Annotated in this window: 9 protein-coding genes; 5 read left to right on the top strand and 4 right to left on the bottom strand. The window is 71.7% G+C overall.

From position 1 onward, the window contains the following. A partial coding sequence (locus tag E1289_RS31910; protein WP_131986896.1) for a cellulase family glycosylhydrolase occupies window positions 1-1042 on the top strand: 1042 nt, incomplete at its 5' end. Between the two features lie 71 nt (window positions 1043-1113). Continuing rightward, window positions 1114-2841, top strand: a complete 1728-nt coding sequence (locus E1289_RS31905; RefSeq protein ID WP_131986894.1) for a glycoside hydrolase family 6 protein — start codon at window positions 1114-1116, stop codon at window positions 2839-2841. Window positions 2842-3102: 261 nt separating this feature from the next. Here the strand turns inward: E1289_RS31905 and E1289_RS31900 are convergent, their stop codons facing one another. From E1289_RS31900 to E1289_RS31885, 4 genes are all read right to left on the bottom strand, one after another. Continuing rightward, window positions 3103-4242 carry a lytic polysaccharide monooxygenase gene (locus E1289_RS31900; RefSeq protein WP_131986892.1) on the bottom strand — a complete coding sequence of 380 codons (1140 nt, stop codon included), beginning with the start codon at window positions 4240-4242 and terminating at the stop codon, window positions 3103-3105. 134 nt (window positions 4243-4376) lie between these two features. Continuing rightward, window positions 4377-5207: a carbohydrate ABC transporter permease gene (locus E1289_RS31895; RefSeq protein ID WP_131986890.1), complete on the bottom strand. Its 831-nt coding sequence runs from the start codon at window positions 5205-5207 to the stop codon at window positions 4377-4379. Further along, entirely contained in the window at window positions 5204-6196 is a 993-nt protein-coding gene (locus E1289_RS31890) for a sugar ABC transporter permease (protein ID WP_131986888.1), read from the bottom strand. The genes E1289_RS31895 and E1289_RS31890 overlap by 4 nt, the downstream gene beginning before the upstream one ends. Further along, window positions 6193-7491: an extracellular solute-binding protein gene (locus E1289_RS31885; protein ID WP_131986886.1), complete on the bottom strand. Its 1299-nt coding sequence runs from the start codon at window positions 7489-7491 to the stop codon at window positions 6193-6195. The genes E1289_RS31890 and E1289_RS31885 overlap by 4 nt, the downstream gene beginning before the upstream one ends. 272 nt (window positions 7492-7763) lie before the next feature. Between E1289_RS31885 and E1289_RS31880 the strand changes: the two genes are divergently transcribed. From E1289_RS31880 to E1289_RS31870, 3 genes are all read left to right on the top strand, one after another. Beyond that, window positions 7764-8792, top strand: coding sequence for a LacI family DNA-binding transcriptional regulator (locus E1289_RS31880; RefSeq protein ID WP_131986898.1), 1029 nt, complete (start codon window positions 7764-7766; stop codon window positions 8790-8792). Beyond that, window positions 8789-11116, top strand: a complete 2328-nt coding sequence (locus E1289_RS31875; protein ID WP_131986884.1) for a glycoside hydrolase family 3 N-terminal domain-containing protein — start codon at window positions 8789-8791, stop codon at window positions 11114-11116. The genes E1289_RS31880 and E1289_RS31875 overlap by 4 nt, the downstream gene beginning before the upstream one ends. Next, the coding region (locus E1289_RS31870; RefSeq protein WP_131986882.1) for a glycoside hydrolase family 43 protein at window positions 11113-12049 on the top strand (937 nt) is incomplete at its 3' end. The genes E1289_RS31875 and E1289_RS31870, both read left to right, overlap by 4 nt.

Below are 12049 nucleotides of genomic sequence, written 5' to 3'. Positions count from 1 at the left end.
GCCCACCACTCCCCCGCCCGGCGGGACGGCCCCCGAGCTGAGCGTCGCGGGCAACAGGCTCGTGGACGCCGCCGGCGGCACCGTCCGGCTGCGCGGGGTGAACAGGTCCGGCGGGGAGTTCGCCTGCGTGCAGGGCTACGCCTTCTGGGACGGCCCGATGGACGCCGCGTCGGTCGCCGCCATCAGGAGCTGGAACGTCAACGCGGTCCGGGTGCCGCTCAACTCCGACTGCTGGCTGGGCCTGGACAACGTCGACCCCGCCTACCGCGGCACCGCCTACCAGAACGCGGTCAAGGACTACGCCGCCCTGCTCAAGGAGAACGGCATCACGCCGATCCTGGAGCTCCACTGGAGCCACGGGCTGTGGACGGGCTACGACAGCCACTGCGAGACGGCCGCGGCCGAATGCCTCAAGCCCATGCCGGACGCCCGGTACGCGCCGGAGTTCTGGAGGCAGCTGGCCGACACGTTCAAGGACGACAGGGCCGTGGTCTTCGACCTGTTCAACGAGCCGTACCCGAACAACCTCCAGGTCATGGACTACGACCAGGCCTGGCGGTGCTGGCGGGACGGCGGGGACGCCTGCCCGGGCCTGACCTTCGAGGCGGCGGGGATGCAGGACCTCCTCGACGCCGTCCGCGGCACCGGCGCCGCGAACGTCGTCCTGGTCGGCGGCAACAGCTACAGCAACGACCTCAGCCGGTGGCTCGCGCAGAAGCCGTCCGACCCGACCGGGAACCTCGCGGCGTCCTGGCACTCCTACAACTTCAACTACTGCAGCGACGCGGCCTGCTGGGACGAGCAGATCGCGCCCGTCGCCGCGCAGGTGCCGCTCGTCGCCGGCGAGTTCGGCGAGAACACCTGCGCCCACGGCTACGTCGACACGCTGATGGACTGGCTCGACGCGCACGGCGCGTCCTACCTCGGCTGGACGTGGAACACGTGGGACTGCTCCAGCGGCCCCTCCCTGATCAGCTCCTACGACGGCACACCGACCCCGTACGGCGCCGGTCTCCGCGACCACCTGCTCTCCGTCCCCTGACCCGCCCGGCTCTCCGCTCCCCCTAACCCACCACTGGCAAGACGTCCGCCCCAACCAGAGGAGGAAACTGGATGAAGACCCCCACAGCGCGCAGGAGACACGGCCCCCGCCGTGGCCTCGCGGCCGCATCGGCCGCACTCCTGCTCGCCTCAGGCACGGTCGCGCTGGCCCAGACCCAGGCCAGCGCGGCCCCCGGGTGCAAGGTCGACTACACCACCAACGACTGGGGCAGCGGCTTCACCGCCAACGTCGCGGTCACCAACCTCGGCGACCCGATCACCGGCGGCTGGACGCTGGAGTGGGACTTCACCGGGAACCAGCAGGTGACGTCCGGCTGGAACGGGACGTTCGCGCAGTCGGGCGGTCACGTCACCGTGACCGGCCCGAGCTGGAGCGGCACGCTCGGCACCGGCGCGACCGTGACCCCGGGCTTCCAGGCCACCTACTCGGGTACCAACGCGGCCCCCGCCCAGTTCACCCTCAACGGGGTCGTCTGCGACGGGACGACGGGCCCGACCGACCCGCCGACGACGGATCCGCCCACCGATCCGCCGGGTGACCGCGTCGACAACCCGTACGCCGGCGCGGACGTGTACGTGAACCCCGAGTGGTCGGCCAACGCCGCCTCCGAACCGGGCGGCTCCGCCGTCGCCGACGAGCCGACCGGTGTCTGGATGGACCGCATCGCGGCGATCGAGGGCGCCGGCGGCCGGATGGGCCTGCGCGACCATCTGGACGAGGCGCTCGACCAGGGTGCCGACACCATCCAGGTCGTGGTCTACAACCTGCCCGGACGCGACTGCGCCGCGCTCGCGTCCAACGGCGAGCTCGGCCCGGAGGAGATCGGCAAGTACAAGACGGACTTCATCGACCCGATCGCGGAGATCCTCGGCGACGACGCGTACGCGGACCTGCGGATCGTCACGGTCGTGGAGATCGACTCGCTGCCGAACCTGATCACCAACGTGGGCACCGGGGACGTCGCCACCGAGAACTGCAACGAGATGCTGGAGAACGGCAACTACCAGGAGGGCATCGCCTACGCGCTGCAGCAGCTCGGCGCCATCCCGAACGTCTACAACTACATCGACATCGGCCACCACGGCTGGCTCGGCTGGGACGACAACTTCGGCTCCTCCGCCGACCTGCTCACCGAGGTCGCCCAGCAGTCCGGCTCGCTGGGCAACGTCGCCGGGTTCATCACCAACACGGCCAACTACGGGGCGCTGAAGGAGCCCCACTTCACCATCGACGACTCGGTCAACGGCACGTCCGTCCGGCAGTCCACGTGGATCGACTGGAACCGCTACGTGGACGAGCTGTCGTACGCGCAGGCGTACCGCCAGGAGCTCATCGGCAACGGGTTCGGCCAGGACATCGGCATGCTCATCGACACCAGCCGCAACGGCTGGGGCGGCCCCGAGCGCCCGGCCGGTCCCGGCCCGACGACGGACGTGAACGCCTATGTCGACGGCGGCCGGACCGACCGGCGCATCCACCTCGGCAACTGGTGCAACCAGGCCGGTGCGGGCCTCGGCGAGCGGCCGACCGCGAACCCCGAGCCGGGCATCGACGCCTACGTGTGGATCAAGCCCCCCGGCGAGTCGGACGGGGCGAGTGAGGAGATCCCGAACGACGAGGGCAAGGGCTTCGACGAGATGTGCGACCCCGCCTACGAGGGCAACCCGCGCAACGGCGACAACCCGAGCGGCGCCCTGCCGGACGCGCCGATCTCCGGGCACTGGTTCTCCGCGCAGTTCCGTGAGCTGCTCGCGAACGCCAACCCGCCCGTGCAGTAACGGGTAACCGGCCACCCCGGGAAAGGGCCCCGTGATCCGCTCCGGTCACGGGGCCTCTTCCTGCCCGGGCCGTGATCGGCCCCCGTCCCGCCCGGCGGCCCGCCGGGAAAGGGAGCGGCCCGCGGCGTCCCCTGTCGGACGCCGCGGGCCACATTCTCTTGTCTCCGGGGAGCCTCCGTCTTCCGGAGCCCGGTCTTCGAAGCGCCTTGGTCTTCGGAGCAATTCCCTTTCAGCGGTGCCGGTAAAACAGCGGCCGGCGGATCAGGAGGTCATGCAGTGCGGGTCGAGTCCGTCCGCCGCACCGGACGTGTTCACCGTGAACCCGAACGTGGTGGACTGGCCGACGCCCAGCGCGCCGTTCCAGCCGGCGTTGGTGACGGTGACGTCGGACCCGGACTGGGTGTAGGTGCCGTTCCAGAGACTTCCGATCGCCTGGCCGCCGGGAAGGCTGAGGTGTGCCATCCAGCCGTTGAGCGGGAGCGTGCCGGTGTTGGTGACCGTCACCTCGCCCTGGTAGCCGCCGTCCCAGCTGCTGACGGAGCGGAAGGTGGCGGTGCAGACCATGCCCGGGGTGCCCGGCGGGTCGGTGGGCGGGTCCGTCGGCGGGTCGGTGGGCGTGCCGTCCCCGGGGCCGATCCCGGTGACCTCGCCGTTGCCGCCGTCGAAGACGACGTCGGAGCAGCTGTAGAAGGTCTCCCTGCTGTCGGAGCGCTCCCACACCGTGTAGATGATGTGGCGGCCGCTCTTGCCGGACGGGAGCCGCGCGTTCCAGTGGTAGTAGGCGTTCTCGTTGCCGGGCGACCCGACGCTCGGCGGGTCGGTGGCGCTGTAGAACGGCTGCGCTTCGAGGTCGTCCCAGGCCAGCGGCCGCGTCGGGCTCCAGGAGTCCTTCGTGATGTAGGTGCGGAACGTTCCCGGATGCGCCGCCCACTTGTTGTACCGGAACTCGATGTCCGCGCCCGCCGTCAGGTGCGTGACCGGCCAGTCGTCGCGGGCCAGGTCGTAGCCGCTGAAGTCGTACACGACCGCGCCGCCGCTGCAGAGCTGCCCGTCGGGGATGAAGCCCTGGGTGCGGCCCTCGCCGTCCGAGCGCAGCACCGCGAACCAGTTGTACAGCGAGCTGGTGCCGCTCTGCGCGACGGCCGCCGCGCAGGCGGGGTTGTTCGGGATGATCTGCCCGGTCGGGGTCAGGCCGTCCTTCCAGCACAGGTAGGTGCGGCTGCCCGGCACCATCGGCGCGCCGTGCGCCGCCGCCTGCGGCGCGGTCAGCAGGGACCCGGCCACGATCGCCGGGCCGAGGACGGCGCCGGCCAGCAGGGCCTTGTTCTTCCTGGTGGCCCGCTTGCCGGCGGCCGTCCTTCCGTTGGATCGTCTTCGGGGGGTACGTGTCCGGGTCGACATCGTCCTCCGTTCACGGGGGTCGGAGAGTTAGGTCCACCCGGACGCTAACCCCGGCCGGCCGGGCCCGTGAACGGCCCTTTCACCCTTTCACCACGGTGTTCCGCCCCCCGCGCGCGGCCGGAGCGGACCGGTGCTCAGCCCTTCGTGGCGCCCGCGGTGAGCCCTCCGATCAGCTGGCGCTCGGCCACGGCGTAGAACATCAGGGCGGGGATCATCGCCAGCACGATGTAGGCCATGACCATGGCGTAGTCCGTCGAGTACTGCCCCTGGAACTGCTGGATGCCGACGGGGATCGTGTGCCACTTCTCGTCGGCCAGCACCAGCAGCGGCAGGAAGAAGTTGTTCCAGCTCGTCACGATCGCGAGGACGGACACGGTGCCGATGGCGGGCCGCGCCATCGGCAGCAGGATGCGCCAGAAGAAGCCGAACCTGGTGCAGCCGTCCATGATCGCCGCCTCCTCCAGCTCGGCCGGGATCGTCCGGAAGAAGGAGCGGAGGATGATGATCGTGATGGGCAGCGCGAACGCGGCCTGCGGCAGGATCACGCCGAGGGGGTTGTTCAGCAGCCCGAACTGGCGCAGCAGGACGAACAGCGGCAGCACCGCCACCGCGGGCGGGAACATCAGCCCCGCCGCGAACGCGGTGAAGAAGACCTCGCGTCCGCGGAAGGCGTAGCGGGCGAACGCGAACGCCGCCAGCGCCGACACCGCGACCGTGATCACGGTGGTGAGGACCGCGATCATGACGCTGTTGCCGATCTGCTGCCAGAAGGCGCCGGACGACAGGATGTTCGTGTAGTTGGAGAACATCCATTCGTCCGGCAGCCCGATGGGGTTGGTGGTGAGGGCGCCCGTGGTCTTGAGGCCGGCCAGCACCGCGTACAGCAGCGGGACGACGATGAACGAGCCGAGCACCCAGACCAGCGTGTGCCGCGAGATGCTGCGCGCGACCGCCTGGCGGCTCATCGGCGGCCTCCCGCGCTGGTGACCGCGCCCTGCAGGTCGCGGCGGAGCGCGAAGCGCTGGTACAGCAGGGAGAAGACCATGCTGATGGCGAACATGGCCACGCTGATCGCGCTGGCGTAGCCCATCTGGTACCGCTTGAACCCGAACTCGTACATGGTGACGGCCATCGTCTCCGTTGCATGCGTGGGCCCGCCCGTCGTGGTGACCCACACGAGGTCGAACAGCTGGATCGAGCCGATGACGGACAGGAACACGCTGATCCGCAGGGTCGGTGCCAGCAGCGGCAGCGTGACGCTCCGGAACCGCCGCCAGGCCCCCGCCCCGTCGATCGAGGCGGCCTCCAGGACCTCCTTCGGGATGCCCTGCAGCCCGGCGAGGTAGATCATCATGTGGAAGCCGAAGTACTTCCACGTCATGACGGCGATCAGGGTGGGCAGCGCGGTGTCGGGGTCGGAGAACCACTTGCCGGCCAGGCCGCCGAGCAGCGGCAGGTCCTCGATCAGGCTGTCGGCGAGCCCGTTCCCCGGCAGGAAGATGATGCCGAACAGGACGCCGGCGATCACCTCGGACAGGATGAAGGGCGCGAAGAAGACCGCCCGGTAGGCCGCGCGGCCGCGCATCCGCTGGTTCAGCAGCACCGCGGTGGCGAGGGCCAGCGGGAGCTGGACGGCCAGCGACAGGACGACCAGCAGGAGGCCGCGCCACAGGTCGCCGCGGAAGACCTCGTTCCCGGCCAGGCCCCGGAAGTTGTCGAGGCCCACGAAGTCGTCGGGGAAGCCGAAGCCGCCCCACTTGAAGAAGCTGGTGAAGAAGGCGACGAGGATCGGGGTCAGGACGAAGCAGAAGAACAGCAGCAGCGCGGGGACGAGGAACCAGGTGCTCGCCAGCCAGCCGCGCAGCCGGGTGGCCGCCGACGCCTTGGGGCCCCGCTCGCGCGGGGCCCCTGCGGCGTGCCGCGGCCGATCATCGGTCGTGGCGGACAGGGTCATTGGCTCTTGGCCACCTTGGTGACCGACTGCGTGACCTCCTGGGCCGACTTCTTGCCCGCGATGAGCGACGCGACGCTGTCGTTGACCTCCTGGCCGACGGCGGGCGGGAACGCCTGGTCCAGGTAGAGCTGGAACCCGGCCGAGTTGTTCAGCGCCTCGGCGACCATCTTGCGGTTCGGGTCCTCCAGCGCGCTCTCCGCGCCCTTGACGACCGGCATGGACGCGCCCGAGGTCACCTGCTCGCGCTCGTTCTGCTCGTTCATGAAGAAGGTCAGGAAGTCCAGGGCCTCCGGCGGCGCGTCCTTGCTGACCGCGAAGCCGTTGCCGCCGCCGAACACGTCGGTCACGGCGCCCGGTCCGCCCTCGACGGTCGGGAAGGGGAACCATCCGAGGTCGTCGCCCAGCTCGTTGCCGGAGGCGTCCTCCTGGACGGCGGGCGCCCACTGGCCCATCAGCTCCATGGCGGCCTTGCCCGCGCCCATCGTGGCGGCCTGGCCGCCGGGCGTGTCGTATCCGGCGTTCTGGTATCCCTGCTGGAAGGGCTGCAGGTCGGAGAGCTCCTTCAGCTTCTCACCGGCCTGGACGAACGGGGTGCCGCCGAAGTCGTTGCTCTGGGCGGCCTGCTCCATCGCCTGCATGCCGCCGAGGCGCATCGCCAGGTAGGACCAGTAGTAGTGGCCGGGCCACTTGTCCTTGCCGCCGAGCGCGATGGGCGTGACGTCGGCGTCCTTGAGCTTGCGGACGGCGTCCAGGAACTCGGTCCAGGTCTTCGGCGGGGCGTCGATCCCGGCCTTCTCGAAGTGCTTCTTGTTGTACCAGAAGCCGACCATGCCCATGTCGTAGGGAACGGCGTAGGTCTTGCCGTCGAACTGGTACGGCTTCTTGGAGACGTCGGTCATGGTCCCCAGCACCTTGGACCCGTCGGACGTGATGTCCTTGACCAGCCCGGCGTCGATCTGCTGCTTGAGCACGCCGCCGCCCCAGGTCACGTAGATGTCGGGCAGGTCGCCGGAGGCGACGAGCGCGGTCATCTTCGACTTGAACGCCTCGTTCTCCAGGTTCGTGGTCTTGACGGTGACGTTCGGGTTCTGCGCCTCGAACGCCTTGACGATCTTCGGGTACAGGCTCTGCGACGGCTCCGTCGTCGCGATGTTCATCCATTCGATCGTGACCTTGCCGTCCGACCCGGAGTCGTCCCCGCCGCAGGCGGCCAGCATGGGCGCGGCCGTGATCAGCACGGCTCCCGCGGAGACTGCGGTGAGGAAGGAACGGCGCGGTAGGTGAGGGATGCCCATGTTGGTCTCCTGGATCGGGGGTGGAGTGGCGGCCTGGACGTGACAACCAGATCGATCTCGGCTCGAAATGTTTCGAAAGTCTTCGGGGCTCCGTTGCCGTGGAACTCTAAGAACGCGACCCCCTACGGTCAACCCCTCAGCAGGGGTTGACCGCAATTAGGTGCGGAAGAGTTACCGACACGGGGGGCTAGGAGTCCGCGAAACATTGCGATACTGTTCGCAATCGTTTCCTCGGCAAGGAGAAGAGCGTGCCCGTGCGCACCACCGACGAGATGCCGGATCGGCCGTCCCGGCCGACGCTGGCGCTCATCGCCGCCGAGGCGGGCGTGTCCCCCGCCACGGTGTCCAAGGTCCTCAACGGCCGGACCGACGTCGCGGCCGCGACCCGCGAGCGGGTCGAGGCGCTGCTGCGCACCCACAACTACCCGGGGCCCGGCGGCGCGCGGCGCGCCCGCCGTTCCGGCCTGATCGACCTCGTCCTCGCCGGGCTGGACAGCCCCTGGGCGGTGGAGATCCTGCGGGGGGTGGAGGCCGAGTGCGCCGAGCACGGCACCGGCGTCGTCGTCTCGCTGGTGCGGGAGGACGACGCGCGCCCGCCCAGCTGGGCGAACCTGCCCGCACTGCACCACAGCGACGGCGTCATCCTGGTGACGTCCCGCATGACCCGCCGCCAGCGCGACCAGCTGGCGCGGGCCGGGGTGGGGCTCGTCCTCGTCGACCCGGTGAACATCCCGGACAACGACATCGCCAGCGTCGGCGCCACCAACTGGGCCGGCGGGATGTCCGCCACCGAGCACCTGATCGAGCTGGGCCACCGCCGCATCGGCATGATCGGCGGCCCGGAGGACATGCTCTGCACCCAGGCCCGGGTGGACGGCTACCGGACGGCGCTGGAGCGCGCCGGTATCGCCGTCGACAAGGACCTCGTCCGCTACGGCGACTTCCACCACCGGGGCGGGTTCGCCCGCACGCGCGAGCTGCTGGAGCTCCCGGAACCGCCGACGGCGGTCTTCGCCGGCAGCGACGAGCAGGCGATGGGCGCCTACCAGGCGGCCCGGCTCGCCGGCCTGCGCATCCCCGAGGACCTGAGCGTCGTCGGCTTCGACGACCTGCCGACCTGCGAGTGGCTGTCGCCGCCGCTGACGACCGTCCGGCAGCCGCTGGAGGAGATGGGCCGCGTCGCGGCCCGCACCCTGCTCCAGCTGCTCGACGGGCGGCCGCCCCTGACCCCCCGCGTGGAGCTGGCCACCGATCTGCGTGTCCGCGCCTCCACCGCACCACCACCCTCGGAGGAGCGATGACCGAAGCCGTCCCGGCCGCGAGCGCGAGCGCCACCCGTGAGCCCTGGCGCGACCGCGGGCTGCCGGTCGCCGAGCGGGTCGCCGACCTGCTGGCCCGGATGACGCCGGAGGAGAAGGCGGGCCAGCTCGCCGGGTACTGGGCGATGCCCGCCGAGCCCGGCGCTCCCGTGGCCCCGATGGAGGACGACTCCCACGAGCTCGCCCCGACGCTGGACGAGGTCATCGACCGCGGCCTCGGCCAGCTCACCCGGGTGTACGGGACCGTGCCCGCCCCGGCCGCCGAGTCCGCCGCCCGGCTCCGCGAGCTGCAGCGCCGCGTCGCGGCCGGGAACCGCTTCGGCATCCCGGCGATCGCGCACGAGGAATGCCTCAACGGCTTCATGACGTGGGGCGCCACCGTGTTCCCCAGCCCGCCGGCGTGGGGCGCGACGTTCGACACCGACCTCGTCGGCGAGATGGCCGCGGCGATCGGCGCCAGCATGCGGGCGGCCGGCGTCCACCAGGGCCTCGCACCCGTGCTCGACGTCGTCCGCGACCCGCGCTGGGGCCGGACGGAGGAGTGCATCGGGGAGGACCCGTATCTCGTCAGCGTCCTCGGCACGGCCTACGTCCAGGGCTTGGAACGATCCGGCATCGTCTCGACACTCAAGCACTTTGCCGGCTACTCCGCCTCCCGCGCCGGCCGGAACATGGCCCCCACGCCGATCGGGCCGCGCGAGTTCGCCGACGTCATCGTCGAGCCGTTCGTGATGGCCCTGCGCGACGGCCGCGCCCGCTCGGTCATGCACTCCTACACCGACGTCGACGGGATGCCCGCCGCGGCCGACGAGCGGCTGCTGACCGGGCTGCTGCGCGACCGGCTGGGCCTGACGGGCATCGTCGTCGCCGACTACTTCGGCATCTCGTTCCTGCAGACCCGCCACCGCGTCGCCGCCTCCCGCGGCGAGGCCGCGGCGCTCGCCCTGCGGGCCGGGATCGACATGGAGCTGCCGACCGTGCGCTGCTACGGCACGCCGCTGATCGAGCAGGTCCGGCAGGGCGACGTGCCCGAGGAACTGCTGGACCGGGCCGTCACGCGCGTCCTCACCCTGAAGGCCGAACTGGGCCTGCTGGACGGGCCGCCGGACGGCGGGGACGGCGCGGCGCTGGACTTCGACCCGCCCGAGCACCGGGCGCTGGCGCGGCGGCTGGCCGAGGAGTCGGTCGTGCTGCTGGCCAACGACGGCGCGCTGCCGCTGCGCTCCGGCTCCGGGGTCGTGCTGGCGGGGCCGCTGGCCGACGACCCGTTCGCGATGATGGGCTGCTACACGTTCCCGAGCCACGTCGGCCGGGCGCACCCGGAGCTGCCGCTGGGCGTGGAGATCCCGACGCTGGCGGACGCGCTGCGGGACGAGCTGCCCGGCGTGCGGGTGGCGGCCTCCGAGGACGTGCTGGTCGCCGACGACGCCGACATCGAGGCGGCGGTGGCGGCGGCGCGCGACGCGGAGCTGTGCGTGCTGGCGCTCGGCGACCGCGCCGGGCTGTTCGGCCGCGGCACGTCCGGGGAGGGCTGCGACGCCGAGACCCTGGCGCTGCCGGGCCGGCAGGCCGAGCTGGCCGCCGCGGTGCTCGAGACCGGCACGCCCACGGTCGTCGTGCTGCTCAGCGGCCGCCCCTACGCGCTGGGGGACGTCGCCGACCGGGCCGCGGCCGTCGTGCAGGCGTTCCTGCCGGGCGAGGAGGGCGGCCGGGCGGTCGCCGGGGTCCTGGCGGGACGGGTCGAGCCGTCCGGGCGGATGCCGATCAGCGTGCCGCGCAGCCCGACCGGCCCGCCCGTCACCTACCTGCGCTCGAAGATGGACGGCGCCCACGACTGGAGCGAGGTCGACCCGGCGCCGCTGTTCCCGTTCGGCCACGGCCTGACCTGGACGCGGTTCGAGTACGGCGGCCTGCGGGTGGGCGGGCCGGCCGCCACGGACGGGTCGGTCAAGGTCAGCGCCGTCGTGCGCAACACCGGGGACAGCGCGGGGACGGAGGTCGTGCAGCTGTACCTGTCCGACCCGGTCGCGTCGGTGGTGCGGCCGGTGCGCTGGCTCGCCGGATGGGCCAGGGTCCGCCTGGAGCCCGGCGACGCGGCGCGGGTCGAGTTCGACGTGCACGCCGACCGGACCTCGTTCACCGGGCCCGACCTGCGGCGCATCGTCGAGCCCGGCGAGATCGGGGTCCACGTCGGCGGATCGAGCGCCGACACGCCCCTGGAAGGCTCCTTCACCCTGGAGGGCCCGGTCCGCGTGCTCGGCGCGGACCGGGTCCTGTCCGTCCCCGCCGAGGTGACGCTGCTGTGACGTCCGCCGCGCGATTCGACAACCCCGTCCTGCCGGGCTGCCACCCCGATCCGTCGATCTGCCGGGTGGGCGACGACTTCTATCTCGTGACGTCGACGTTCGAGTGGTTCCCGGGCCTGCCGGTGTTCCACAGCCGTGACCTGGTGCACTGGCGGCAGATCGGGCACGCCCTGGACCGGCCCGGCCAGCTCCCGCTGCAGGGGGTCCCCGCGTCCGGCGGGCTGTACGCGCCGACGCTGCGCCACCACGCGCCCCCGGGTCAGGCGGGACGCTTCTACCTGATCTGCACGCTGGTGGACAGCCCGGAGTGGTCGGGGCACTTCGTGCTGACCGCGTCCGATCCGGCCGGGCCGTGGTCGGACGCGCACCGGCTGGACGGCGAGGGCATCGACCCGTCCCTGTTCTTCGACGACGACGGCCGCGCCTGGTGCACCGGCACCCGGCTCACCGGCCGGTACGAGGGGCACACGGAGATCTGGCTGCGCGAGTTCGACAGGTCCGCCCTCACCCTGACCGGCGAGGAGCACGTCATCTGGGACGGCGCGGTGAAGGACGCGATCTGGTCGGAGGGCTCCCACCTTTACAAGATCGACGGTCGCTACTACCTGCTCACGGCCGAGGGCGGCACCGCGCTGGACCACGCCGTAATGGTCGCGCGGGCCGACGAGGTCACCGGCCCGTACCGGGGGAACCCGCGCAACCCGGTGCTGACCCACCGGAACCTCGGCGCCGGCCATCCCATCGTCGGGACCGGCCACGCCGACCTCGTCGAGACGCCGGACGGCGAGTGGTGGATGGTCCTGCTCGGGATGCGGCCGCACCACGGCGACCGGTGCGTCCTCGGCCGGGAGACGTTCCTGACCCCGGTGACCTGGGAGGACGGCTGGCCGGTCACCGGCGGCCGGGTGGCGCCCGACCCGCCGCTCCCCGCCC

It is taken from the genome of Actinomadura sp. 6K520 (assembly GCF_004349245.1).
GTDB lineage: Bacteria > Actinomycetota > Actinomycetes > Streptosporangiales > Streptosporangiaceae > Spirillospora.
The sequence above is the reverse complement of the archived record's forward strand: the minus strand, read 5'-3'. Positions and strand labels throughout refer to the sequence as shown.

Bases quoted from the DNA above. Each gene is read 5' to 3' on its own strand.
- E1289_RS31895 (WP_131986890.1), bottom strand. From the start codon at position 5,207: ATGAGCCGCCAGGCGGTCGCGCGCAGCATCTCGCGGCACACGCTGGTC.
- E1289_RS31875 (WP_131986884.1), top strand. From the start codon at position 8,789: ATGACCGAAGCCGTCCCGGCCGCGAGCGCGAGCGCCACCCGTGAGCCC.
- E1289_RS31880 (WP_131986898.1), top strand. From the start codon at position 7,764: ATGCCGGATCGGCCGTCCCGGCCGACGCTGGCGCTCATCGCCGCCGAG.
- E1289_RS31885 (WP_131986886.1), bottom strand. From the start codon at position 7,491: ATGGGCATCCCTCACCTACCGCGCCGTTCCTTCCTCACCGCAGTCTCC.
- E1289_RS31890 (WP_131986888.1), bottom strand. From the start codon at position 6,196: ATGACCCTGTCCGCCACGACCGATGATCGGCCGCGGCACGCCGCAGGG.
- E1289_RS31900 (WP_131986892.1), bottom strand. From the start codon at position 4,242: ATGTCGACCCGGACACGTACCCCCCGAAGACGATCCAACGGAAGGACG.
- E1289_RS31905 (WP_131986894.1), top strand. From the start codon at position 1,114: ATGAAGACCCCCACAGCGCGCAGGAGACACGGCCCCCGCCGTGGCCTC.